At 37.8% G+C, this 25,212-nt stretch carries 20 protein-coding genes; 11 read left to right on the forward strand and 9 right to left on the reverse strand.

Annotated elements, in window-relative coordinates:
• On the reverse strand, positions 1 to 2,760 hold the full coding sequence (locus H3Z82_RS03025; protein WP_182202997.1) for a 2-oxoglutarate dehydrogenase E1 component: 2,760 nt from the start codon (positions 2,758 to 2,760) through the stop codon (positions 1 to 3).
• A 122-nt stretch (positions 2,761 to 2,882) separates the two neighbouring features.
• Between H3Z82_RS03025 and H3Z82_RS03030 the strand changes: the two genes are divergently transcribed.
• The 3 genes from H3Z82_RS03030 to H3Z82_RS03040 all read left to right on the forward strand — a co-directional run bounded on the left by H3Z82_RS03030 (position 2,883) and on the right by H3Z82_RS03040 (position 6,219).
• The gene (locus H3Z82_RS03030; RefSeq protein WP_317172419.1) at positions 2,883 to 3,416 is read left to right on the forward strand and encodes an alpha-ketoglutarate decarboxylase; all 534 of its coding nucleotides are present in this window, start codon (positions 2,883 to 2,885) and stop codon (positions 3,414 to 3,416) included.
• Positions 3,417 to 4,195: 779 nt separating this feature from the next.
• A complete protein-coding gene (locus H3Z82_RS03035) occupies positions 4,196 to 4,630 on the forward strand; it encodes a deoxycytidylate deaminase (protein WP_182202415.1) in 435 nt (144 codons plus the stop codon).
• Positions 4,627 to 6,219: a S41 family peptidase gene (locus H3Z82_RS03040; RefSeq protein WP_182202416.1), complete on the forward strand. Its 1,593-nt coding sequence runs from the start codon at positions 4,627 to 4,629 to the stop codon at positions 6,217 to 6,219. Before H3Z82_RS03035 ends, H3Z82_RS03040 begins: the two co-directional genes overlap by 4 nt.
• Before the next feature lie 154 nt (positions 6,220 to 6,373).
• On the opposite strand, the gene H3Z82_RS19505 is transcribed toward H3Z82_RS03040, so the two are convergent.
• The 4 genes from H3Z82_RS19505 to H3Z82_RS03060 all read right to left on the reverse strand — a co-directional run bounded on the left by H3Z82_RS19505 (position 6,374) and on the right by H3Z82_RS03060 (position 8,148).
• Positions 6,374 to 6,514 (reverse strand): hypothetical protein, encoded by a 141-nt coding sequence (locus H3Z82_RS19505; protein WP_220459120.1) that lies wholly within the window; start codon positions 6,512 to 6,514, stop codon positions 6,374 to 6,376.
• A gap of 216 nt (positions 6,515 to 6,730) precedes the next feature.
• Positions 6,731 to 7,339, reverse strand: coding sequence for an NAD(P)/FAD-dependent oxidoreductase (locus H3Z82_RS03050; protein ID WP_182202417.1), 609 nt, complete (start codon positions 7,337 to 7,339; stop codon positions 6,731 to 6,733).
• The gene (locus H3Z82_RS03055; protein WP_182202418.1) at positions 7,332 to 7,541 is read right to left on the reverse strand and encodes a hypothetical protein; all 210 of its coding nucleotides are present in this window, start codon (positions 7,539 to 7,541) and stop codon (positions 7,332 to 7,334) included. The genes H3Z82_RS03050 and H3Z82_RS03055 overlap by 8 nt, the downstream gene beginning before the upstream one ends.
• Positions 7,542 to 7,560: 19 nt before the next feature.
• Entirely contained in the window at positions 7,561 to 8,148 is a 588-nt protein-coding gene (locus tag H3Z82_RS03060) for a MarC family protein (RefSeq protein ID WP_182202419.1), read from the reverse strand.
• Positions 8,149 to 8,280: 132 nt separating this feature from the next.
• Between H3Z82_RS03060 and H3Z82_RS03065 the strand changes: the two genes are divergently transcribed.
• Both H3Z82_RS03065 and H3Z82_RS03070 read left to right on the forward strand, forming a co-directional pair.
• Entirely contained in the window at positions 8,281 to 8,853 is a 573-nt protein-coding gene (locus tag H3Z82_RS03065; RefSeq protein ID WP_182202420.1) for a DUF3109 family protein, read from the forward strand.
• 264 nt (positions 8,854 to 9,117) lie between these two features.
• A complete protein-coding gene (locus tag H3Z82_RS03070) occupies positions 9,118 to 9,729 on the forward strand; it encodes an FEKKY domain-containing protein (protein WP_182202421.1) in 612 nt (203 codons plus the stop codon).
• Between the two features lie 126 nt (positions 9,730 to 9,855).
• Here the strand turns inward: H3Z82_RS03070 and H3Z82_RS03075 are convergent, their stop codons facing one another.
• A complete protein-coding gene (locus tag H3Z82_RS03075; protein ID WP_235982324.1) occupies positions 9,856 to 11,817 on the reverse strand; it encodes a tetratricopeptide repeat-containing sensor histidine kinase in 1,962 nt (653 codons plus the stop codon).
• Positions 11,818 to 11,851: 34 nt separating this feature from the next.
• Positions 11,852 to 12,586 (reverse strand): LytR/AlgR family response regulator transcription factor, encoded by a 735-nt coding sequence (locus tag H3Z82_RS03080; RefSeq protein ID WP_182202423.1) that lies wholly within the window; start codon positions 12,584 to 12,586, stop codon positions 11,852 to 11,854.
• Between the two features lie 788 nt (positions 12,587 to 13,374).
• Between H3Z82_RS03080 and aspS the strand changes: the two genes are divergently transcribed.
• Genes aspS through H3Z82_RS03095 form a run of 3 tightly spaced genes read left to right on the forward strand, consistent with a single transcriptional unit; the run spans position 13,375 to position 17,207 of the window.
• Entirely contained in the window at positions 13,375 to 15,129 is a 1,755-nt protein-coding gene (aspS, locus tag H3Z82_RS03085) for an aspartate--tRNA ligase (protein ID WP_182202424.1), read from the forward strand.
• A 42-nt stretch (positions 15,130 to 15,171) separates the two neighbouring features.
• Entirely contained in the window at positions 15,172 to 16,974 is a 1,803-nt protein-coding gene (locus H3Z82_RS03090; RefSeq protein ID WP_182202425.1) for a chloride channel protein, read from the forward strand.
• The gene (locus H3Z82_RS03095; protein WP_182202426.1) at positions 16,974 to 17,207 is read left to right on the forward strand and encodes a hypothetical protein; all 234 of its coding nucleotides are present in this window, start codon (positions 16,974 to 16,976) and stop codon (positions 17,205 to 17,207) included. Before H3Z82_RS03090 ends, H3Z82_RS03095 begins: the two co-directional genes overlap by 1 nt.
• Here the strand turns inward: H3Z82_RS03095 and H3Z82_RS03100 are convergent.
• Positions 17,204 to 17,653 carry a nucleoside deaminase gene (locus H3Z82_RS03100; RefSeq protein WP_182202427.1) on the reverse strand — a complete coding sequence of 150 codons (450 nt, stop codon included), beginning with the start codon at positions 17,651 to 17,653 and terminating at the stop codon, positions 17,204 to 17,206. The two genes, H3Z82_RS03095 and H3Z82_RS03100, sit on opposite strands and share 4 nt — an antisense overlap.
• 61 nt (positions 17,654 to 17,714) lie before the next feature.
• Here H3Z82_RS03100 and H3Z82_RS03105 point away from each other — a divergent pair, with 61 nt between their 5' ends.
• Positions 17,715 to 19,493 carry a 1-deoxy-D-xylulose-5-phosphate synthase gene (locus H3Z82_RS03105; RefSeq protein WP_182202428.1) on the forward strand — a complete coding sequence of 593 codons (1,779 nt, stop codon included), beginning with the start codon at positions 17,715 to 17,717 and terminating at the stop codon, positions 19,491 to 19,493.
• A gap of 207 nt (positions 19,494 to 19,700) precedes the next feature.
• Here the strand turns inward: H3Z82_RS03105 and H3Z82_RS03110 are convergent, their stop codons facing one another.
• On the reverse strand, positions 19,701 to 21,044 hold the full coding sequence (locus tag H3Z82_RS03110) for a deoxyguanosinetriphosphate triphosphohydrolase (RefSeq protein ID WP_182202429.1): 1,344 nt from the start codon (positions 21,042 to 21,044) through the stop codon (positions 19,701 to 19,703).
• 179 nt (positions 21,045 to 21,223) lie between these two features.
• Between H3Z82_RS03110 and H3Z82_RS03115 the strand changes: the two genes are divergently transcribed.
• Both H3Z82_RS03115 and H3Z82_RS03120 read left to right on the forward strand, forming a co-directional pair.
• Entirely contained in the window at positions 21,224 to 23,959 is a 2,736-nt protein-coding gene (locus H3Z82_RS03115; protein WP_182202430.1) for a TonB-dependent receptor, read from the forward strand.
• 51 nt (positions 23,960 to 24,010) lie between these two features.
• Positions 24,011 to 25,204 (forward strand): hypothetical protein, encoded by a 1,194-nt coding sequence (locus H3Z82_RS03120; RefSeq protein ID WP_182202431.1) that lies wholly within the window; start codon positions 24,011 to 24,013, stop codon positions 25,202 to 25,204.
• Positions 25,205 to 25,212: the final 8 nt, after the last annotated feature.

A 25,212-nucleotide genomic window follows, 5' to 3' on the forward strand; every position in this document is an offset into this window, starting at 1 on the left:
TTATCGTTGGTTGTTTTTTGTTTTGTCAAACACATAATCAATCACTTCTTTATGACGGCGTTTCGAGCGTGTTGCACTTCCCGCTGCCGGCGCACCATAAGCGCGTCGCGAAGCTAACCTAAAGGATTTGGCCTCTTCAAAATGCATCATCATAAAGCTATACGCCCCCATATTGCGAGGCTCTTCCTGTGCCCAGACAATATCATCGGCATTTTTATATTTTTGCATGATCTCTCTCAACTGTTTTGCAGGTAAAGGAAACAGCTGCTCTATTCTTACTAATGCAACATCCTCTCTTTTCTCTTCTTCCCTAACTTCCAAAAGATCATAATAGAATTTTCCGGTCATAAAAACCAAAGTTTTCACTTTATCCGCCTTAGCTTTTTCATCATCAATGACCATTTGGAAACTTCCATTTGCAAATTCATCGACGGTTGAAACCACTAAAGGATGTCTCAGTAAACTTTTTGGTGTAAAAATAATGAGCGGTTTTCTGAAGTTGGTCTTCATCTGCCTTCTCAACAAATGGTACATATTTGCCGGCGTTGTACAATCGGCCACAAACATATTATCACTGGCACAAAGCTGTAAAAATCGTTCCATACGCCCTGAAGAATGCTCAGCACCTTGACCTTCATAACCATGTGGCAACAACATAACCAAGCCGTTTTGCAATTTCCATTTATCTTCTGCTGCGGAGATGTATTGGTCTATCATAATTTGGGCACCATTTCCAAAATCACCAAATTGCGCCTCCCAGATTGTCAATGTATTCGGACTTGCCATGGCGTAACCATAGTCAAATCCTACAACGCCATATTCAGAAAGCAATGAATTATAAATATAAAATTTACCTTGTTCATCATTAATATGGTTCAACAGAACAATTTCTTCCTCACTGTCTTCCACTTTTATAACGGCATGACGATGTGAGAAGGTGCCGCGTTCAACATCCTGACCCGAGAAACGAACGTCATGACCCTCAGATAATAGTGTCCCGTAGGCCAAATGCTCAGCCATAGCCCAGTCCAACTTATTTTCATCAAACATGGTTTTTCTGGATTGTACAAGACGCTCTATCTTACGTATGAATTTTTTGTCTTCTGGCAGAGTGGAAATAACTTCTGCAATCTTAGATAATTTCTCTTCAGAAACCGTTGTATCTACATCTTGCATCATCATATTAAGATCTGCGTATTCATAGCCAGTCCATTCATCATGCATAAATGCTGTAATGACCGTTTTTTCCTGTTTACGCGAATCCTCTAATTCTTCTTCTAAAGAAGCCTTATAAGTTTCTTCTAATTTTTTGACGTAATCCTTATCTACAAGGCCTTCTTTAATAAGAAGATCAGCATAAATCTCTCTCGGATTTTCATGCTTTGCAATGGCTCTATATAATTTAGGTTGGGTAAAACGAGGCTCGTCACCCTCATTATGTCCGTATTTTCTATACCCTAAGAGATCAATAAATACGTCTCTCTTAAAAGTCATTCTAAAATCTAAGGCAAACAACATGGCATGCACTACGGCTTCAACATCATCAGCGTTAACGTGCAATACTGGTGACAAAGTGACTTTACCCACATCAGTACAGTAAGTACTTGAACGGGCGTCAAGATAATTAGTTGTAAACCCTATTTGATTGTTTATTACTATATGAATGGTACCATTGGTTTTGTACCCTTCCAAATTTACCATCTGAATTACTTCATAAACCAATCCTTGCCCTGCGATAGCAGCATCACCATGAACAATAATAGGCAACACCTGTGATGGGTCGTCAGCATATTTATCGTCCTGTTTGGCTCTAGCAATTCCTTCTACCACGGCACCTACAGTCTCTAAATGAGAAGGGTTCGGCGCAATGTTCAAGTTTATTTTCTTGCCCCCTTTAGATTCTCTATCGCTCGTCCATCCTAAGTGGTACTTTACATCGCCATCAAATACTTCCTGCTCATAATCCTTTCCATCAAATTCGCTAAAAATATTCTTAGCCGATTTTCCAAAAATATTGATCAGCGTACTCAAACGGCCTCTGTGTGCCATGCCCATAACAAATTCTTTCACCCCTATTTCTGCGGCACTTTCAATAAGCGCATCAAGCGCAGGAATCAGAGATTCGCCACCTTCCAATGAAAAGCGTTTTTGTCCTACATACTTAGTATGCAAAAAGCTTTCAAACGTTACGGCTTCATTCAATTTGCTCAGAATATGCTTTTTCTGATCAGCAGAAAAGTTTGGCTGATTATCATTGATATTCAGCTTTTTCTGGATCCATTCAATTTCTTTCGGATTTCTGATGTACATATACTCCAACCCTATGGAAGAACAGTAAATCTTTTCAAGATGCGTAATGATACTTTCCAAGGTCTGAGGTCCAATACCCAAAATTTCACCTGCTGAAAAAACAGTTTTTAAATCTTCTTGAAGAAGTCCAAAGTTTTCAATAGCTAAAGTAGGTTCGTATTTTCTTCGTTCTCTAACCGGATTGGTTTTTGTAAACAAATGGCCTCTATTTCTGTACCCGTCAATTAGTCTTATAACATTGAATTCCTTGTGCATGTGTTCAGGAACTTCAGGCGAAATACAAACAGCGCCATCATCATAGACGGCCTCACTGTTTTCTGATCCAAAGTCAAAACCTTGAAAAAAGGCTCGCCAACTTGGTTCAACGATATCTGGGTTTCGTAAATATTGATCGTATAATTCAGCAAAATAAGCTGAGTGAGCGGCATTTAAAAAGGAATATTTATCCATCATTTTGTAAAACGTTCAGATGTTTTCAGATTTTATTCAAAAATACAACTTTTAGCAAAATAAGAATTGCTTTTAGTATATTTATATGATATAACTGTATCAATAAACAAAATACCAAATTTATGCGATTCTCACTAAATAAAACCTTGTTTTCTTGTATTATTATGATATCATTAACCTTAAACGGCTTGGCACAAATAAATGCAGGTCAATCTTCTACAGATTTCTGGAATCACGTCCGGTTTGGAGGCGGGATTGGATTGAGCTTTGGTGATGGTTTTTTTAGTGGCACATTGGCTCCAAGTGCTATTTACCAATTCAACCCACAGTTTGCACTAGGGGTTGGACTTAATGGCACGTACAACAAACGCAAAAACTATTACAAGTCGACCGTTTTTGGAGGAAGCCTGATTGGCTTGTTCAATCCCATTCCCGAAATTCAATTATCGGCAGAATTTGAAGAGCTCAACGTTAACCGAAAATGGGATGATAGATTGAACATTGCTGATGAAAACTATTGGTACCCCGGATTGTTTTTGGGCGCTGGTTTTAGGTCTCACAATGTGGCGGTTGGGATTAGATATGATGTCTTATACGATAAAGACAAAAGTATCTACGCAGATCCTTGGGCACCGTTTGTAAGGGTTTATTTTTAGGAAAGATGTAAATTGCCGCAATAGGCTCTTCCAAAAATGGCATCAACAGGCAAGCTTCTGATTCTGATTGTATGACACCGCTCCATAAGATTTATACGCTATACATTTATCCATAGTTTTAAATATATGCAAGACTATCATCGCATCAAGCTGGAAAACATAAAACAATAAAAACGGAACACCTTGATTCTTGGGTTTTCAGCCCAGTTGTTTTCAATAATATATTTTGCAGCTCACCTGGTTCATCGTACCTTTGAGACGTTCCAAATAACGAATTTAGGCTTAACATTTTATTTGGTTTAAAGTGACCTAGGGCATGAACTATGTTTTGCACAGCAATGCATAAAACGATGATATGCTCTCTTTAGGGTTTTCACCATACATACTCAAGATTAAAAGCAAATTTATACTCCTTACCCTATTCACTTTAGGCCATACCATTAGACATGTTTGTAGGGAGGGCAGAAAACAAGGTGATGCCCTTAGTGAGATTTGAATTAGGCATTGCATTCGTATAAATAGTCGTTGCATTTGACAACTTGTTTTTAGGGTTTTAATCTCAAACTATTTATAGGATTTCAAAAGACGATTGGATCAAGGTATCATCAGCAATGTTTCTATGATAGGTCATTCCAATACTGAAAAACAACAAGTTGTTTTCATAAATAGCATAAGGTTTGTTAAAAATTTAACTCTAAATTGTAAAAATTAAAATACGAAGCTTTTATTTTCGTTGTAGGTTTGCAGGAGAAATAGCGACCAAATAATTAAATAAATTAATGCCAAGGAAAAAACAGCTACGCTACGACAAGGCGTATTTAAGAATAGCACAGGAATGGGGGAAATTATCCCATTGCAAACGCAAGCAAGTGGGTGCACTTATAGTAAAGGACAGGATGATTATTTCTGATGGTTATAATGGCACACCTACGGGTTTTGAAAACTATTGTGAAGATGATGAAGGTTACACCAAATGGTACGTTCTTCATGCCGAAGCCAATGCTATTTTAAAAGTAGCGGCCTCCACACAATCGTGTAAGGGCGCTACCTTATATATTACATTATCTCCTTGTAAAGAATGCAGCAAATTGATCCATCAAGCTGGCATCATTCGTGTTGTATATCACCAAGGCTATAAAGATGATTCCGGACTTGCATTTTTAGCTAAAGCCGGTATAGAGATCGAACTTATTGAAGAATTATCCGCAGAATGATATCTAAGAAAAAATATATTCCATTACTAATTGGTGTTGCCATTGCAGCAGGCGTCTTTATTGGTGGAAAACTCAATTTCACGGATACTTCTGATCGTTTATTTACCTCTAACAGCAAAAAAGACAAACTTAACAGGCTCATTGATTATATTGATTATGAATACGTTGACGCTGTAAATACTGACAGCATTGTGGATGTTACGGTTAATGGTATTTTAGACAAGCTCGATCCACATTCCGTTTATATTCCGAAAAATGAAATGCAACGGGTCAGCGAAAACATGAAGGGCGATTTTGTTGGAATAGGGGTCAGTTTTTACACTTACAAAGACACCATAGCAGTCATCAGATCACTTCCAGGAGGCCCGAGTGATAAAGCTGGGATTAAAAGTGGTGACCGAATTATCATGGCCGACGGTGATTCTATCTTTGGGCATCAATGGAGCAACGAAGAGATCATTAAGCGCTTAAAAGGTGAAAAAAACTCTAAAATTAATCTAAAAGTTTACCGAAAAGGTGAGAAAGAACTGCTTGACTTCACCTTAAGACGAGCCAGCATCCCTATAAAAAGTGTGGATGCGGCCTATATGATCACAAAAAATCTGGGCTATATTAAAATAAACCGGTTTGCTGAGTCCACATATCGAGAATTTAAAAAGGCCTTGGATAATCTGCAAGACGAAGGGGCTACCAAATTAGTACTTGATTTACGAAATAATCCAGGTGGTTTCTTGGGGATTGCTGAACAAATTGTGGACGAGTTTTTAGAACGTGGTAAATTGATCCTTTTCACAAAAAACAAATCCGGACGGATTGAAAAAAGCTATGCCACCCGAAAAGGCGATTTTGAAGAAGGCGAAATATTTGTTCTGATCAATGAAAATTCTGCTTCTGCCAGCGAAATTATTGCGGGCGCATTACAGGATAATGACAAAGGCACCATTATAGGGCGTAGAAGCTATGGAAAAGGACTTGTACAACGTGAAATGGCACTAGGTGATGGCAGTGCAATACGCTTGACAGTATCTCGCTATTACACCCCAACGGGGCGCTCCATTCAACGGCCTTATGACCATGGCCATAATCAAGAGTACTACAATGATTATTACAAACGTAGAAGCAGCGGAGAGCTTAATGATGAAGTGAACATTCAAGTAGCCGATTCCTTAAAATTTACAACCCCGAAAGGAAAGGTGGTTTATGGCGGCGGTGGCATTATACCTGATGTCTTTGTGCCTTTAGATGTGAGCATCCAGAATGAGACCTTAAATTATATCAAACAAAGTGGTTTAATCAGTTATTTTGTTTTTGAAGAGCTGGATAAAGATCGTGAGAGCTACCGCGGTGTTTCACAACAAGATTTTATTTGCAACTTTGAGGTTAGCGATGATATTGTTATCAAATTCCAAGATTATTTGAATGGAAAACAAAGAGCAAGGGTAACTTTTGTGGCTTACAACAATGAAATGAAACAATTTATCAAAGCTGCATTAGCAGATCAGTTGTATGGCTCTAATGCTTCTGAAGAGATCCTCAATGCTACTGATGATATGATTGAAGAAGTATTAAGAATAATCGAAAACAAATAACGGAACAATTTTTTGTGGATATTTTCACGGGTAGCAATTGATATAGAAACCGCGGTTGGGCACAAAACTTATCGCAAACAAATAGTACCGCTCCTCTTTTAAATTATAACTCCTCCAATATGGATTTCCCACTCAATTAGTCGCCCGAAGCTCATTACCTGTTCTCATGAAGTCTTAGTTTTCCATTTTTGAGCAATTCAGGTTTTGAATAGTAGATTCCAATCATTAATTCTCCTTGGTTATTAACTTGATGATAACGCATTTCAATATGACCACCAGTATGTAATAAACCCATCAAATGGTCTTTTATGATGCGCCCATCTTTATACCAAGAGGAGAAAATATTAGCGGTTTACTTCCACTCAAAAATCGTTTTTTTTCGAAGTTCACCATTTTTCGGAATTTTGAACCGTTCGAAATATTTTGTCGTTGTAGTTCACTTAACTATGCGTACTAATAATATTGACATTTAAAATCACTGCTGATAAGCCAAATACGCATTTTAAGTGCTCTATAGTTGGATTTTATCGTGTACATGGGCATCTTTCCCATCGTTCCAAAGGGTTAGAATATCAGTGGCCACTTGAGCACCACTCCCCGATGCAATGGCAAATTGACTTCTCCAGCCTGCCAGGGTGCCTGCAACATACAAACCTTCGTCTACTAGATGATCAGCGTTTTTCAACCAAATACGTTCTTTAGCCGCAGCAGCTCTTGGATGAGCTTCAATATATGCTTCCAAGCCCTTAATAGTAATCAGTTTGGTATAGCCCACAGCAACAACGACTGTCTTGGAATTATAAGTCTGTTTATTTGTTGTTACCTCAAAACCTTCACCAGTCCTCAAGATGGCCTGGACTTTTTCACGATCAATCTGATCAACGTGTGGATATAATTCGGAGAGTTGTGCTTTACCCTGCAATAGAATATCTGAACCTAAAGTTCCTGAATCAAGGCCCAAAACATTATTGAATTTTGCGGTTTGCAAATGGGATGTTCTTTGGTGCGCAATCAAACCGATGCGCTTATTCTCGGCATATGACTTCGATTTTGCCGATCCTAATACCAAAGCACACGACATTCCAGCCGCTCCTGCTCCAACAATCATAACATCATACATTTCGATTCTGTTTTGAAAGGTTCTCGATGCGTTTTGAAATTCTTAAAATCTGTAATAAAACAATCGCACAAAGGGAAAGGATAATGGTAACTACTGCCACAAAACTTTCTCCCTGCAATAAGCTGTTGAAATTTAGCTTTCCAACATTGAAAGCAATTAATCCCAAGGCGACAACGGTTAAAATTATAGTAGCGATTTTCATATATTAAGTATTGATTCGATTAAGACAATATGAACAATGTCTTGATATTATGGGCAAATAATTTTACAGCAATGGCCAATAAAATCACACCAAATATCTTTCGGATGACATTAATCCCGCTCGGCCCGAGAAAACGTTCTATTCTTGCCGACGTTTTTAAGACGATAAAGATAACAACAACATTTAACAAAACCGCCACAATAATATTTTCAACAGAATATTCTGCTCTTAATGACAATAAAGTGGTCAAACTACCAGGACCTGCAATCAACGGGAATGCCAACGGGAAGACTGTTGCGGTCATACTGCCGCTATCTTCGGTTTTGTACAAGGTAATGCCAAGGGTCATCTCTATAGCAATAAAAAACAGGATAAACGCTCCAGCCACAGCAAAGGAATTGATGTCAATACCAATTAAAGATAAAATATTTTGACCTAAAAATAGAAAAAGAATCAGTATCAAACCTGCTATAATAGAAGCTTTACCACTTTCGATATGGCCAAATTTTTTGCGTAAATCAATAATAATTGGGATGTTCCCAATGATATCAATAACCGCAAAAAGAATCATGAATGCGGTGAAAATTTCTTTCCAATCAAGTTGCATATTATTAAGCTTTAAACTTTTTGCAAAAGTAGATTATTAATACTAATTTATAATATTTATAACTATATATTTTAGCTACTTTTGCAGCCTACATTTTTTATATAATTCAGCTCATTTTTAAGTCCATAGACTATGTTTCAATTAGGAAAAACCATTGTTTCAGAAGACATCCTTGAAAAGGATTTTGTATGCAATTTAGCCGCTTGCAAGGGTGCTTGTTGTATTGACGGCGATGCCGGCGCTCCTTTAGAACTGGAGGAGACCAAAATAATGCAGGCCATTTATCCTAAAATTAAGCCGTTTTTGCGTCAAGAGGGCATTGATGCCATTGAGGCTCAAGGCACATTTATTACGACAGAAGACGGCGAATTTGAAACGCCGTTAATTGATGGTGCAGACTGTGCCTACGTGATTTTTGATAAGAAAGGAACCGCACTTTGCGCTTTTGAGGAGGCCAACAACCAAGGTGAAACTGATTGGAAAAAACCCGTATCTTGCCATTTATATCCTGTGCGTGTTAAGGAGTATTCTGAATTTTCTGCCATTAATTATCATCAGTGGGAAATTTGTGATGACGCCTGTACCTTAGGAAAAGAACTTCAGGTACCCATCTACAAATTTGTTAAGCACGCCCTGATTAGAAAATTTGGCGAAGATTGGTATATGGAACTGGAAAAAGTGGCTGAAAATCAAAAATCTCATTAATACCCTAGCAAGTTAACCAGCGATAAATAACATAAATATCTATTAAACCTTCAAAATCTTTCAGGACCAACACCCAGTTTTGAGTCGCTCACAATTTTTTTTCTATAGACCGAATGGTTTTTTACTGCGTCAGGTTTAAATGTAATAATGGTCCACTCCCTCATCATCAATGGCATTTGACGCAGTCAAACGCTCGTTAGGCACAATCAGCATTGAGAGTTTCAGTCCTTATTTCTATTTTTGAGAACGACAGAACCCTACGACATGAATACTTTTACCTCCATCATTATTGCCTTATACTCTATTACTTCTATATTTTCAGAACGAATTGCAGTCACCATTATTTTTGAAAATTTCAGCGACAAAACTGCCATTTCTGGGGTGTTCTACATTTCAGAAACCAACCAAAGACTTGAAATCAATTCGTTAGAGCCATTCACCATTACACTTCCAAAGAAAGGAAGATACCAATTTGAATTTTATTCTGAAGATGTCAAGGCATTTATCTATTATCCGACTAAAATTACAAAACGGAAAAATACGGTGACCATAAGATTGGAAAATAGAACAAATAACTCTGAAGCTATCTCAGTTCCGATAAAAGATATTTCCAATTTTTCTAATGAGCAAATTGAAGATGGCATAAATAATGGCACAATCAACTTTATTGTTCACGGGTTGACCGCTCTTAGTCCTGATGCTATAAAACTATTTAAAGACGTCTATGGCATTGGATTTATAAGCGAGAACTGTGTTATAGACCCAATGTCATACAGAACCGCAATCAACACCAATAAGAGAATTGAAGCCTACCTGAATTACAAATTTGGAGAGGATTGGCAAAACAAATTGCCCGCACCACCTTTTGGGCTATGACATCCCACTTATTGAGAACAACAGAACGCTCTTCCATTAAAATTTTAAGGGTAATCAAAAACTCTTAGCGAATCAGATTTTACGATAACGTGGTTTTTAATGTTCTACTTAAAACTGAGCGCATACTTAAGCGGACGACTTTAATCTATTGGCTCGCATAGGCACATGCACAATAACCTTAGTGCCCAACGGTCGTTCTTCTGCATCATACAAATCTTCAATATCCATTTTATAATCCGTAGTAAACCGTTTAGAGAAATTGGCCAATCGTGCTCTGGTTATGGCTATGCCAACTGATCTACTTTTAAGCACGCGACCATCGTTTATCTTTTTTGAAGCCTTTCTTCCAATGCCATTGTCAGTAATTGAAATGGTTATAAAATCATCATTGTCCTTGTACACCTTTAATTCTATTTGCTTGTTGGCCTTTTTAGAAGATAGACCGTGCCATAAGGCATTTTCAAGAAATGGCTGCAAAATAAGCGAAGGCACTTTTATAACTGAAGTATTAATCCCAGGCTCAACGTCCACCACGAAGTTAATTTCATTAGAAAACCGGATGTTTTCAATATTCATGTAGAGTTGCATGGTCTCAAGTTCATCTTCTAATGAAATCTCCTTTTCAGTAGAAGCAATCAATATTTTTCTGATGAATTTTGAGAATTTATTCAGATAGTAAACTGCATTTTCCTTTTCGTTATTGATAATATAAAGCTTGATGGAATTCAATGAGTTGAAGATAAAATGCGGATTCATTTGACTCCTCAACATATCTTGCTCTAAAGTCAATATTTGCTTTTCATGGCTCAACTGCCTATTACGGTTAATGGCAATCATAATGCCAGCAACAATGGTCAAAGTTAGAAGTGCCGCCCAAAATATGGTTTGATTACGTTGCAGTTTTGATCTTACCAATTCATTCTCATTGGCGAGTTGTATAATCTGATTGGTCTTGGCTTCATTTTCATATTGAATGATAATATCGCTTACATATTGCATATTACGCTCTGTGAAAATCGTTTTTTCAAGTTCAACAGCTTTCTCATAATGTTTCAACGACGCTTCGTAATCATTCTTTTTCTTATATAACTCTGACAAATGTTTATGCGCATCAACGGTAGAGGTTTTTAATCCGTAGGTTCCTGAAACCTCCAGTCCTTTTTTGAGATTGATTTCGGCCAAATCATCCATCTGTAATTCTTGTTGCACCCAACCCAGATTTATGTAGGCATAAGAAATATAATATTGATCGCCCAGTTTGATTGCTTTCTTCAAACCTTTTTCAATAATAACTTTAGCCTCGTTATACTTTTTTTGTTTGATATATACCTGTCCGATGCTATTATAGCAAATTACCCGGCCAACTTCTGAATCAATCTGCTCATTGTAGTTTAAAGACCGTTTATAGTTTTTAAGCGCAAGATCCAGGAGTCCTTTGGCCTCATCAGCATAACCTATATTGTGGTAATTAATGGCCAATCCTAATCTATTTCCCAATTGATTTTCGATGACCAATGATTTTTCAAATTGTTCAATGGCCAGATCATACTGTTTTAAAGTCAGATAGATGTTTCCCATGCTATTTTGGGAAACCGCGATACTGAGCATCAGTTCATCTGTTGGGTCTTGGACAGATCTTGCAAGGTCCAAGGCTTTTTTATGATAATCGAGTGCAGGTTTTATAAAATCCATCCGGCGGTAAACAACACCTATCATATTCAAACTAACAACTTCCAGTTGTATATTATTGGCGGCTTTTGCCAATTCTTCAGCCTCATGATGGGCTTTTAATGCAGCATCATAAAGTGATTTATTCCTATAGATTTCCCCCAATTTATTCAGGGCATAACTCTCCACTTCCAGCGACTGCGCATCTGAGGCCTTGGTTACCAATCGCTTCAAGACCAAACTGTCCTTTTGAAAATCCGAAAATAAAGAGTGTATTTCGGTATAGTTTTTTGGCCAAGTGGACTCTATTTTTTGCAATACCGATTCTAAATCAGTGGCCTTATCATCTTGAGCATGCACAATTGGCATGGCAAGAAAACAGACCAACGCTATTACATAGGGATATATGTTTACTTTCAAAATGGCTATTAGGTTTAGGAGATATTGCATAGGTCTATAACTTTTCTAAAAAGTCAGATTTTCGTTGTCTTGCTACAGGAATCTTAAAATTTGATATCATGACCACATAGCCTTCACTTTTAATAAATTCCTTGATTTTTTTAAGGTTGATAACGTAGGAATTATGAATTCTAAAAAATTGATTTTCCGGTAAAATATCGTTCACCTCCTTTAACTTCTTTGTAATCACAATTTTTTGAGCATTTTCCATGACGATCGTGCTATAATTCCCATCTGATTCCACGTATTCAATTTCTTCTACATCCAAAAAAATAAGTTTCCCATCCGTATTGATGGTGATTCTTTTTTTATCAAATCTCGCATTAAAATTAAGCAATACCTCCTCAATTTTATTTGAATTCATTAATTTAGAGGTGTGTTTTTTAACCTTCTTTATAGTCTCTTCCAAATCATCAGAATCAATAGGTTTTAATAAATAATCTATAGCTTCATTCTTTAACGCTTTTATGGCAAATTCATTATATGCGGTGGTAATGACCACTGCAAAATCCTTGTTGGTAAGTTTCCCAAGTAACTGAAATCCATCCATTGTTGGCATTTGAATATCCAAAAACAGACAGTCAAGAACATTATTATCTATATACACAATGGCATCTTCAGGGCTTGTGAATGTTTTGACAACCTCTATCTCATCACTAAAGCTCGAAAGCTCCCAAGTGAGGCTTTGTATGGCCTTTGGCTCATCATCAATTATTACAGCTTTTATCATAATTTAAATATAATAATATTAAAGTTGGAACTTTTATAAAATTGTATGCTTAGTAGTATTTAATGTATAGCGAGTCTGTTTTTGACGTTTTTAAAAATCCAATAGCATTATTTTATCATAATTCATGTAAGAATTACCAACTATACATTATTTCATACCAACTATACAAATGTCACTAGGTATATCCTTTAATTTTATGATATTTGAACAAGGGATTTATTTATTACCCAATTACAAAAAGTGATCGTGGGGATTCACTTTTAGATTAAATGCTATTAATCAAATAAAAAGTCAGGGTTCGTCCCTGGCTTTTTCAATAAAACCCCAGATTTAAACAATTATCTTAGTTAGTTTAGTTAATTTTTAGGAAAAGCATCTTTTTCTCCATTTTGAAAGCGATGCTTTTCTTGTTAAGGCAAGAATACGCTTTTAAACCATCTTCATTCCTAATCAAGTTACAGCCTTATTGTTCTTTCAAATAGTGATTCAACCATTATATTTTCTACTTAGGCGAATATAGTAGGAATTACCAATCTAACCAACGCTATAATAGACTTAACACTGAGCAATGCTCTATTTTAAACGCATTCTCTCAAAGCCATTCTTTATAAATCAATGGCGCAGATTAAGGAAAGGAGCCTACAATTGTAAATGAGCTGGAAATAATAGACCAAATGAGGAGGCAAACACCCTAATTATCAGATATTGACAAAACGCCAACAATTGTTTTCTCTTTTTATTTATTACTCACATAACTTCATTAAATTTGCACTTCAATTTTTCATACTATGTACAGAAGTCACAACTGTGGTGAGTTAAGAGCATCACATATCGATAAAGAAGTAACACTTTCAGGTTGGGTTCAGAAGGTGCGCGATAAAGGATTCATGCTTTGGGTAGATTTGCGTGATCGTTACGGCATTACACAACTTGTTTTTGATGATGAGCGCAGCTCAAAAACCTTAATGGATCAAGCCCAGAGTTTAGGCCGTGAATACGTTATTCAGGTCAAAGGTAAAGTCATTGAACGTGCTTCCAAAAATACTAATATTCCAACGGGGGACATTGAAATATTAGTTTCTGAGTTGACCGTCTTAAATACCGCAATTCTTCCACCTTTTACCATTGAAGACCATACTGATGGTGGCGAAGAATTACGCATGAAATACCGCTATTTGGACATCCGTAGAAATCCTGTAAAAAACAGTTTGATTTTCAGAGCCAAAGTAACACAGGAGGTCCGCAACTACTTATCGAGCGAAGGTTTTGTAGAGGTTGAAACACCGTATTTAATAAAGTCCACACCAGAAGGCGCACGCGATTTTGTGGTACCAAGCCGTATGAATGAAGGGCAATTTTATGCGCTTCCACAAAGTCCACAAACCTTTAAGCAATTGTTAATGGTTGGTGGCATGGACAAATATTTTCAGATTGTGAAATGTTTCAGGGATGAGGATTTACGTGCGGACAGACAACCGGAATTCACACAAATAGATTGTGAAATGGCTTTTGTGGAGCAAGAAGATATTTTAAATGCTTTTGAAGGCTTGACTCGTCATTTATTAAAGGAAGTCAATGGAGTTGAGATTGACAAATTTCCACGGATGACCTATGACGAAGCCATGCAGAAATACGGAAATGATAAGCCTGACATCCGTTTTGGGATGGAATTTGGTGAATTGAATGAAGTCACTCAACATAAAGATTTTGGTGTATTCAACAGCGCAGAATTGGTGATTGGTATTGCCGTTCCGGGTGGCAATACGTACACTCGTAAAGAAATTGATCAATTGATTAAATGGGTTAAACGTCCTCAAATTGGGGCTTCGGGCATGATTTATGCGCGTTATAATGACGATGGCACCTTTAAATCGTCTGTTGACAAATTTTATGATCAAGAAGATCTGGCAAAATGGGCAGAATTGACTGATGCCAAACCTGGAGATTTAATCTGTGTACTTTCAGGAGACATCCATAAAGTAAGACCGCAATTAAGCGCCCTACGCATGGAATTGGCAACACGCTTAGGATTGCGAGATCCTAAAGTTTTTGCACCATTATGGGTGGTCGATTTTCCATTATTGGAATGGGATGAAGACACCCAACGTTACCACGCCATGCACCATCCGTTCACAGCTCCAAAACCTGGCCAATTGGAGTTATTGGATACTGATCCGGGCGCAGTAAAAGCCAATGCCTACGATTTGGTGTTGAATGGAAATGAAATTGGTGGCGGATCCATCCGAATCCACGATAAGAAAACCCAAGCTTTAATGTTTGACTACTTAGGATTTACGCCAGAAGAAGCCAATGCACAATTCGGGTTTTTAATGGTTGCTTTCCAATATGGAGCACCTCCACATGGTGGGTTGGCCTTTGGATTGGATAGATTGGTGGCCATTTTAGGTGGACAGGAAACCATTCGTGATTTCATTGCATTTCCAAAAAACAATTCTGGTCGCGATGTCATGATTGATGCTCCAGCACCAATAGACGACAAACAACTTGAAGAATTAAGTTTAAAACTTAACATAAAGCCATAATAATATACGTCCTGCTCAATGCAGGACGTTTTGAATACAACAATGCCAAAACATAAATCGCTAAAACGTTTTTTAATTCTGAGATATAAGTATATCTCACAGAAAAACTATGTTTACTTATTATGTATTGTGGTAGGCTTAATGGTTGGTCTCGCATCTGTGGCATTAAAAAACATCACATTTGCCATAGAGAAAGTATTGGAACAGGGCATTGTTGTTTCAGAAAACCAATTATATTTTATTTTACCTTTTATAGGACTGTTCCTCGTATATCTCTTTAGAAAATATCTCATTAGATCAGAGCTTGTTCCTTCGGTACCATCATTTTTAAAACGGGCCATCCCATCATTACTGTATTCTCTATTAAGACAAAAAGGGCTATTGTCTTATAAACTTATTTATCACCCACTAATTTTGGCGCCACTAACCGTAGGCTTTGGTGGTTCTGTCGGGTTATTAGGTCCAGCCATTACGTCAGGTTCTGCTTTAAGCTCCAATTTAAGCAGATTGCTACATGTGGATAAAAAAACGCGAACCTTACTTATTGCCTGCGCAACGGCAGGAGCCATGGCATCCATGTTTAAATCGCCCATAGCAGGAATTGTTTTTGCCATTGAAGTGTTTAGTCTCGATCTTACCTTCGTATCATTATTGCCCCTATTAATCGCTTCAATTTGTTCAATCTTAACTTCATACTTTTTTTTAGGTGATGAAGTCCTGTTCAATTTTTCGGTTTCAGATAATTTCTCGATTTCTGACACACCATTTTATATCATTTTAGGCATCGGAACGGGGATTGCTTCATTGTATTTTACGAAGATCTACTTTGCGATTTACGCTTTTTTTGACCGATTTAAAACCCGATTTGTAAAGTTGCTGGTTGGCGGTTTAGCCATTGGGATTATGCTCTATTTCATTCCACCGCTTTATGGGGAAGGCTTAAGTTTTACCCGTGATTTGTTCAGTGGGGATTATTTGAGTGCCTTGGGCGCCAATCCGTTTGATCAATATCTTAATAATGTTTGGGTGGTCATTGTCCTTCTGCTCGGCTTTTCACTTTTTAAGGTCATTGCTATGACCACCACCTTTGCTGCTGGTGGCGTGGGCGGTGTTATCGTACCAACTATGGTAATGGGAAGCGCTTTGGGGAATGTAATTGCAAAAACCTTAAATAGCTTGGGCTTAGGGCTTACAGTGTCTGAAGCCAATTTCACTTTGGTAGGCATGGCAGGATTGATTGCAGGAGTCATTCATGCACCGTTGACCGCTATATTTTTAATTGCCGAAATTACCGGTGGGTATGCGCTATTTGTGCCTTTAATGATTACTGTTGCCATTTCATATATGATCACCAAAAACTATATGGAACACACAATTTATACACGCGAATTGGCGGAGCGCGGCGATTTGTTAACACATGACCGAGATAAAAATGTGCTCACCCTCATGCGACTTGAAAGTGTGATTGAAAGAAACTTTATTCCGTTGCACCCAAAAATGACTTTTGGTGAAATGCTTCACGAAGGGGTTTCAAAATCAACCCGAAATTTGTTCCCAGTAACAGACTCCGACAATCAATTTTTAGGAATAATTTTGTTGGATGATATCAGGGAGTTGCTATTTGATCAGAAGTTATATGATACTACTTTTGTTGAAGATTATTTACATAATCCTCCAAATGTCATTAATTTTGATGAAGATAGCATGCAAACCGTTATGGACAAATTCCAAAGTTCAGGAGCTTGGAACCTTCCCGTCCTAAAAAACGGAAAATACGATGGCTTTGTATCAAAATCTAAACTATTGACAGCGTATAGACGTCAATTGATTAACTTTAACAAATAATGAAATATCTAATAATCATTCTTACTATTGCGGCGGTGGGCAGTATTGCCGCAGGACTTATTTTCGAGACTGAATATTCCCAAAAATTTATTGGTTTCGGAACCATGGGTCTATTTGTCTTGGTGTTTCCACTATTTGCCTATTACCGATGGAAAGATAAAGACTTTAGGGATTATATGTTGACCAAAGAAAATCTTGATAAGATGCGGGATAAGGAAAAACACAACTTTTAATTCAGATTCCGTTTTTCAATAAAAAATCGTTTTAAGAGTTGGGAAGATTCTTCCGCCAAAACACCACCAATAACGACAGTTTTTGGATGTAGTCTCGTGTTCAGGGTAGTACAGCCTCTTTCCTCATCTCTTGCGCCATAAACAATCTTGCTAATTTGACTCCAATACAGTGCACCGGCACACATTTGGCAGGGTTCTAAGGTGACATACAAGGTACAGTTGTGCAAGTATTTACCGCCTAAAAAATGAGATGCCGCCGTAATGGCCTGCATTTCAGCATGAGCTGTTACATCAACAAGGAGTTCGGTCAGGTTATGCGCTCTTGCGATAACTCTGTTATCAATCACAATTAGTGCTCCCACAGGTATTTCACCTTTTTCAAAAGCAGTCTCAGCTTCCTGCAAAGCTTTTTTCATAAAATAAACATCATCAAAAGGATTCTCCACAAGGCAATCTTCAAGGGTTAAAAATCAAAAATACAATTTCAAATGCTACATTTGTACTCTGATGAAAAAATTATTGGAACATATCAATTCACCTTCCGATTTAAGAGCCTTAAATCAAACGGATTTACCGCAACTTGCCAAAGAATTGCGCGAGTTTATTATTGATATTGTCGCCACTAAAGAAGGGCATTTAGGCGCGAGTCTTGGAGTAGTAGAACTGACGCTTGCACTCCATTATGTCTATAATACACCTGAAGATTTGTTGGTTTGGGATGTTGGCCATCAGGCTTACGGACATAAAATTTTGACGGGAAGAAAATCTATTTTTCATACCAATAGACAGCTCCATGGTATCAGTGGTTTTCCTAAACGGGATGAAAGCAATTATGATACGTTTGGTGTTGGACACTCCTCTACCTCTATTTCTGCAGCGTTGGGAATGGCTATTGCCTCTCAGTTAAAAGGCGAACACAAGCATCATGTTGCCATTATTGGCGACGCATCCATTGCCAGCGGAATGGCCTTTGAAGGTCTCAATCATGCAGGTGTTACGGATGCTGATGTATTGGTCATCCTTAATGATAATGCTATTGGGATTGATCCGAGTGTGGGTGCTTTAAAACAATATCTGACCAACGTCAAAAAAGGTACTGAAAAACAAGACAATATTTTTGAAGCTCTAAATTTTGATTATACCGGTCCTATTGATGGGCATGATTTAGATGCGATCATCAAGGAACTTAACCGTCTCAAAACCGTAACAGGTCCGAAATTTTTGCACGTCATAACTACCAAAGGTAAAGGCTTGAGACAGGCTGAAGAAAATCAAGTTACCTATCATGCGCCAGGGAAATTTGATTCCATTACTGGAGAGTTAGCTATAAAATCAGCGTCTACACTCACTAAGTTCCAAGATGTTTTCGGCCTGACCATTGTTGAATTGGCTGAGCAAAACCCGAAGATTGTAGGCATAACTCCTGCCATGCCAACCGGAAGTTCTTTAAAATATATGATGGACCTAATGCCGGATCGAGCTTTTGATGTGGGCATTGCAGAACAACATGCCGTCACACTTTCCGCAGGAATGGCGACCCAAGATATGTTGGTTTTTTGTAATATTTATTCTACGTTTTTACAGCGTGCCTATGACCAAGTCATTCATGATGTTGCCTTACAAAATTTACCGGTCGTATTTTGTTTGGATCGTGCGGGTTTGGTGGGTGAAGATGGTGCCACACACCACGGTGTTTTTGATTTGGCCTATCTGAGATGTATTCCCAACCTCATCATTTTCGCACCACGGAACGAAATTGAATTGCGCAACATCATGTACACAGCACAATTGGGACTTCAGCATCCTATCGCCATAAGATATCCTCGTGGTTATGGGGCCATTCCGGATTGGAAACAACCTTTTAAAAAATTGGAGATTGGAAAAGGTGAATTACTTACAGAAGGACGTGATATCGCCATATTAACCATCGGATTTATTGCGGAAAACGCCAAGGAGGCCATTTCAAATTTAAGCACTAAAAACAAAGTTGCCCACTACGATATGCGTTTTGTAAAGCCGTTGGACGAAACTCTTTTACATGAGATTTTCAAAAAATATGCATATATCATTACCATTGAAGATGGTACGATCAAAGGCGGATTTGGATCAGCAGTCTTAGAGTTTGCCGCAGAGCACAACTATTTCATTCCCGTTAAAACATTAGGTGTACCAGATACTTTTATGGAACACGGTAGTGTTACACAATTACAAAAACTGGCAAATGTAGATGCCTACCACATTCTTAAAACCATTGAAGCTGGTTTAGTGTTCCTCAAAACCCACTAAATCTAATTGCTTATGTGTTTTAGGAGTGTTGGCTTGCGATGACTGTTCTTTCGTATGTGAAAGATCATTGACTACAAATAAAAAAGCGACAGTTATTAATAAGATAACAATGGCGGTAAACGCATTCTTTTTCATAATAATTAAGTTAGGAATCCATCAAATATACATAAATATCGTTTAAATGCAAATTTATCCGATAAAAAGCAATTAAAAGTGGGTTCCTTTTAGTTTTTTATGAGTTAAAATAGCTTTACTATCAGAAAATTTGGCCACATAATTGCAAATACCCAATAAGCTGTCGTATAAGTTTTCTTGATCGAGATCTAAAGATTTCGGGAAGATTTTAAGTATCAATTTATGATAGTTGCTCAAGGTACCTTGATGATGATTACTGATAGCATCTGTAAATACATCTAAAATGCCGTCAATGATTTTAAAACCTGCTATTTCCTTGTCCACAACTTCTTCCGACTGATATACTTTTTCAACACTTAACTTGATAATATCATCTATCTGTGCTTGATATTTAGAAAGATCCAATAAAGCCTTATCGAAACTGCCGTTGAGAATAGCTTCCTCATGGGTCATAAATAGCTCAACAGCTTCATTGATTAAGGTACTAATTGCCAAGGCGCGTAAATAACTGACACGATCCTCGGTGTTGGATAAGGCATGGTAATTTTTTGAGTTAATGTTGTTTTTGACCAGTTTGATGAGATATTCCAAGGCAAATTCCTCCTCAATCAAACCTAAATTGATGCCATCTTCAAAATCAATTATAGTGTAACAGATATCATCAGCAGCTTCTACAAGAAAAGCCAAGGGGTGTCTGGAGTAGCTCAAATCTTCAGGGTTTCCTCGATTGATGAGTCCGAGTTCTTGCGCTACGTCTGTAAAGGCCTCCTTTTCACTTTGAAAAAATCCGTATTTCTTATCGGCGATATTAGTCGTCGGTTTTTTAGGCAAGGACTCTTTTGGATATTTCATAAAAGCCCCGAGTGTTGCGTAACTCAATCGCAAACCGCCCATCCTTCCCATACGGCTTTCAGTCAATATTTTAAAACCATTAGCATTGCCCTCAAAATCGCATAAATCTTGATATTCCTTATCCGTTAAAAACTCTTTAAAACGTTTACCATTACCATTTTTAAAAAATTCGCCAATAGCTTTTTCGCCAGAGTGACCAAACGGCGGATTTCCAATATCATGAGCTAAGGCTGCCGCGGCAACAATGGCCCCAAAATCGTTGGTCTGATAGCCATGGATATTTTGAAGATGCGGATATTTTGCCAATATTTCTTGACCTACGCGCCTACCAAGACTTCTTCCTACAACACTTACCTCCAAACTATGGGTCAATCGGGTATGGACAAAATCAGTTTGCGACAACGGAATGACTTGGGTTTTATCCTGAAGGCTTCTAAACTCAGACGAAAAAATGATGCGATCATAATCCACTTCAAAGCCCAAACGAGTTTCATCCTGTTCTTTTCTAATCCGTTTATTCGAATCTCCAAATCGTTTTAATGACAATAATTGTTCCCAGTTCATAGTAAGATTTTATGCGTCTGCAAGATACATTTTTCAATGTTAAATTAAAATGTCCATTTTGTAATAATTTACCTAAAGCTAACATTCACCTAACTTTTTTATGACTTAGGTTTCATCTTGACTTAACCTCTCACTTGCACATCATGGCTTTCTTTGCAGTGAATATTTATAACCAACAAATGAAGAGTATTTTAATTGCATTATCATTTCTTTTTTCCACAATTCTTACTGCACAATCTACAGCATCCATCGCCGGAAAATTGATTGACAAAGAATTTAACAATGAGCCTTTGGCCTTCGGAAACGTGCTGATAAAAGGCACCACGATTGGAACCACATCGGATATGGACGGCGTGTACGTTTTTAACAATTTAAATGAAGGACATTACACGCTCATCTACAGCTATATTGGCTATGAAACTAAAGAGTTGGATGTGGCATTGGAAGCAGGAAAGATAGTGAGTATTGATGTTGATATGGTCGCTAGCGCCGCAAGTTTAGATGAAGTACTCATTACTGCAACCACCCGAAAAATAAGTGAAACTGCTTTATTGTTGGACCAAAAAAACGCCGTGGAGATCAAGCAAAGTATTGGCATAGAAGAATTGTCAAGAAAAGGCGTGAGTGATGTTGCTACTGCAGTATCAAAGACGACTGGAGTTTCAAAACAAGATGGATCAAATACAATCTATGTACGAGGATTGGGAGATCGGTATAATTCAACCTCTATTAATGGTCTTCCCGTAACCTCAAATGATCCTGAAAAGAAAAACATCGATCTTGATCTCTTTTCGACAGATATTGTAGAATATATAGCCATCGATAAGGTTTATAGTCCGAGAACATCAGGAGATTTTGTTGGTGGAAACGTAGACATTACTTCCGTAAACTATAAAGGCAAAGGCATGTTTGAGCTTTCGTTAGGCTCTACCATTGGGACAAATTCACTGACAAAATTCAACGATTTCAAATTACAGGATGGTCCAAATAGATCCGGCTTTTCTTCATATGGCGTTCCCAATAATCCGCTAAGCGGTTATCATTTTGAAAATAGCTTAGCACCGATAAAGGAAAAGCCATTGGGAAGCAATATCGGATTAAAAGCGGGCAAATCGTTCGAGATTGGAAAAGAAAGCAGGCTTAACTTATTTGCCACCGTCAGTTTTAACAACACCTTTGAAACTCGAGAAGGCATTAACCAAAGCGTCAATGCGCAAGGTGCAAAACTTAAGTCTTTTCAACAAGAACGATTTTCTTACAATACCAATACTACAGGCATGTTTAATGCCAATTATCGAATTAATTCCATGCATAAGCTATCCTATAACTTTTTAATGGTAAACTCTTCAAATCAAAACAGAGATACTTACCAAGGGTTTATTCGTGATAGTGCTGAAGATGATAATGGACTCATACAACGTAGCACTTACATTCAAAATACCTTATTGATGCATCAACTGTTGGGAAATCATAAGCTGTCTGATAAATTCAATTTAGATTGGGCAACTTCTTACAATAAGGTAGAAGGCGACATGCCAGATAGAAGTCAAAACACCTTAAAGTATTCGGACGAGGTCAATGGTTATGTTTTTGCGCAAAACACCATTACCGACAATCACCGGTATTATCAAAATTTAATTGAAGATGAATTGGCCGCCAACCTCTCAGTAAGTTATAAATTAAATGAAGATGTAGACGGCAATTCCAAAGGCCAAGTGACCTTAGGCTATAACGGGAGATTTAAAAAACGTGATTTTGAAGCCATCCAATTTAACTTCAGAATTTCAGGATCTCAATTGAATACGCCGATTGACCCTAATAAGTTAGACCTGTTCTTAAACCAACAGAATTTTGACGATGGTCTATTTAGTATTGAATCCTTTGCTGGTTTAACTCCTCAAACTTATGATGGTGACCAAACTATTCACGCTGGTTATGCAAGTTTGGAATATCAACTTTCAAAGAGACTGAGCGCACTCGTAGGTTTGCGCTTTGAAAAAGTAGAACAGACCGTATCCTGGAGAACACAACTCGACGCCTCAGGAAAAAGCAACACCTTCAATAGACATGAGTTCTTGCCAAGTGTTATTTTAAAGTATGAATTAAATGACCAACAAAACTTACGTTTAGGCGCGAGTAAAACCTATACACTCCCACAATTTAAGGAGAGAGCACTATTTATTTATGAGGATGTCACAGAGGTCAAAGTTGGAAACCCTGACCTCTATCCTTCACAAAACTATAATCTCGATTTAAAATGGGAAGTTTTCCCTAAAAGTTCAGGGCTTTTTTCCGTCACAGCCTTTGGAAAATACATTTTGGACCCGATCAACGAAATCACTTTAGCCTCTTCTACCAATGATATCTCATTTATAAACACAGGCGATGCGGGGTATGTTTACGGTGCTGAAATCGAACTCAGAAAAGACGTTTTCAACTTTGATGGGGCATATTCCAACAAACTATCTGCAGGCATGAATGCCACTTTTATGCAAACTACTCAAGATTTGGATTCTGAAAAGGTAAGGCAAGAAACAAATTACAATACCAATCTAACACATGATACCTCAGGCTTTACTGGTGCTTCTGATTTTTTGTTGAACGCAGATTTATCATATCTCACCAATTTTAGTGATGACGCGAACCTGATGACCACCTTGGCCTATGCCCATACTTCAGATAGACTTTATGCCCTTGGCGTAGAAACCAAAGGAAATCTGGTCGATAAAGGTGTGGGCACTTTGGATTTTATATTAAAAACAAAAATAAATAAGCATCTGAGTTTTGATTTCTCCATCAAGAATCTGCTTGATCCAACCATAAAAAGAGTTCAAAAAAATGCATCAGAAAATATCACGGTACTGTCTTACAAGCGTGGTGCTTTTTTCAAATTAGGATTGCGTTACAAAATATAACATCTCAATAATTATAAATTAAATAACCAAAATCAATTAACAAGTAACATTATGAAAAAAACAATTTCAAAACTTTTAGGAACAGCATTTTTATTTGCTTTACTATTTACCACGGCCTGTTCAAGTGATGATGACAGCCCGTCGGATAATGATGGTGGCACTACATTTGTCTTAGATCGTGAAAATCTTAAAGGAGAGATCAATGAAGGTGAAGTCATTTTGGAGTCAGGAACTTATAAATTAACCGGAAAATTAATTGTAAACGCTGGAGCCAAACTGACGATTAAAAGCGGCGTTAAAATAGAAGCTACCGCTGCTAACAGTGGTGATTTTGCCGCAGTACGCTATATTGCTGTTGCACAAAATGGTAAAATTGATGTCCAAGGCACATCTTCCAACCCGGTGGTCATGACCTCTACCACTCTTGCCCCTGGCGCTTGGGGAGGATTGGTATTATGCGGAAATGCTCCAATAAATAAAGGCACGACCGCCTCTGCCGAAGTATCCGATTTAACTTACGGCGGTGGAGATGTTAATGACAGCTCAGGGTCACTTAAATATCTGAGGATTGAATATTCTGGATTTGCCTACAATTCAGATAAAGAATTCAATGGTCTCTCACTTTTTGGCGTGGGCAGTGGCACCACCATAGAATATGTTCAAGTTCATGAAGGCTCAGATGACGGTTTTGAGTTTTTTGGAGGAACAGCCCAAGCTAAATATTTAGTAGTAAGTAACTTTTCTGAAGATGTAGGTGATGATTTGTTTGATTGGACTGAAGGTTGGTCAGGAACTGGTGAGAACTGGTATGGCATCAGAACCAATGCGGGCAATAGAGGCATTGAAGCCGATAACAACTCCAACAACCATTTGGCTACACCAATCTCTAACCCAACCATTAAAAACCTCACCTTAGTTGGTTTGGGAGCTGCTGATACAAGTTCTGAAACACAAGCCATCAAGTTGAGAGTGGGTACTCAAGCACAATTTGACAATGTGGTTCTGAGCAATTGGAAAACTGGCTTCGACATTCAGCATGATGAGAGTGTGGGCTATGTCACTGCAGGCAGTTTAGCAGCAACCAACGTCAAGTTTGACAATGTCACCACACTGTCAGTTGGTAAAAATACCGCAGGCGAAGCTGTTGATGTATCGGGAGTGTATAGCATTAATGAAAATGCTACGGGCGCAGGTAACGGCAGTGCAAAACCTGATTGGGCAATTGGATGGACCATAGGTTTATAAAATCAAGA

The organism is Gelidibacter maritimus, assembly GCF_014062315.1.
Classification (GTDB): domain Bacteria; phylum Bacteroidota; class Bacteroidia; order Flavobacteriales; family Flavobacteriaceae; genus Gelidibacter; species Gelidibacter maritimus.

Coding starts and splice junctions, on each gene's coding strand:
- H3Z82_RS03025 (WP_182202997.1), bottom strand. CDS start 2,760: ATGGATAAATATTCCTTTTTAAATGCCGCTCACTCAGCTTATTTTGCT.
- H3Z82_RS03030 (WP_317172419.1), top strand. CDS start 2,883: ATGCGATTCTCACTAAATAAAACCTTGTTTTCTTGTATTATTATGATA.
- H3Z82_RS03035 (WP_182202415.1), top strand. CDS start 4,196: ATGCCAAGGAAAAAACAGCTACGCTACGACAAGGCGTATTTAAGAATA.
- H3Z82_RS03040 (WP_182202416.1), top strand. CDS start 4,627: ATGATATCTAAGAAAAAATATATTCCATTACTAATTGGTGTTGCCATT.
- H3Z82_RS19505 (WP_220459120.1), bottom strand. CDS start 6,514: ATGGGTTTATTACATACTGGTGGTCATATTGAAATGCGTTATCATCAA.
- H3Z82_RS03050 (WP_182202417.1), bottom strand. CDS start 7,339: ATGTATGATGTTATGATTGTTGGAGCAGGAGCGGCTGGAATGTCGTGT.
- H3Z82_RS03055 (WP_182202418.1), bottom strand. CDS start 7,541: ATGAAAATCGCTACTATAATTTTAACCGTTGTCGCCTTGGGATTAATT.
- H3Z82_RS03060 (WP_182202419.1), bottom strand. CDS start 8,148: ATGCAACTTGATTGGAAAGAAATTTTCACCGCATTCATGATTCTTTTT.
- H3Z82_RS03065 (WP_182202420.1), top strand. CDS start 8,281: ATGTTTCAATTAGGAAAAACCATTGTTTCAGAAGACATCCTTGAAAAG.
- H3Z82_RS03070 (WP_182202421.1), top strand. CDS start 9,118: ATGAATACTTTTACCTCCATCATTATTGCCTTATACTCTATTACTTCT.
- H3Z82_RS03080 (WP_182202423.1), bottom strand. CDS start 12,586: ATGATAAAAGCTGTAATAATTGATGATGAGCCAAAGGCCATACAAAGC.
- aspS (WP_182202424.1), top strand. CDS start 13,375: ATGTACAGAAGTCACAACTGTGGTGAGTTAAGAGCATCACATATCGAT.
- H3Z82_RS03090 (WP_182202425.1), top strand. CDS start 15,172: ATGCCAAAACATAAATCGCTAAAACGTTTTTTAATTCTGAGATATAAG.
- H3Z82_RS03095 (WP_182202426.1), top strand. CDS start 16,974: ATGAAATATCTAATAATCATTCTTACTATTGCGGCGGTGGGCAGTATT.
- H3Z82_RS03105 (WP_182202428.1), top strand. CDS start 17,715: ATGAAAAAATTATTGGAACATATCAATTCACCTTCCGATTTAAGAGCC.
- H3Z82_RS03110 (WP_182202429.1), bottom strand. CDS start 21,044: ATGAACTGGGAACAATTATTGTCATTAAAACGATTTGGAGATTCGAAT.
- H3Z82_RS03115 (WP_182202430.1), top strand. CDS start 21,224: ATGAAGAGTATTTTAATTGCATTATCATTTCTTTTTTCCACAATTCTT.
- H3Z82_RS03120 (WP_182202431.1), top strand. CDS start 24,011: ATGAAAAAAACAATTTCAAAACTTTTAGGAACAGCATTTTTATTTGCT.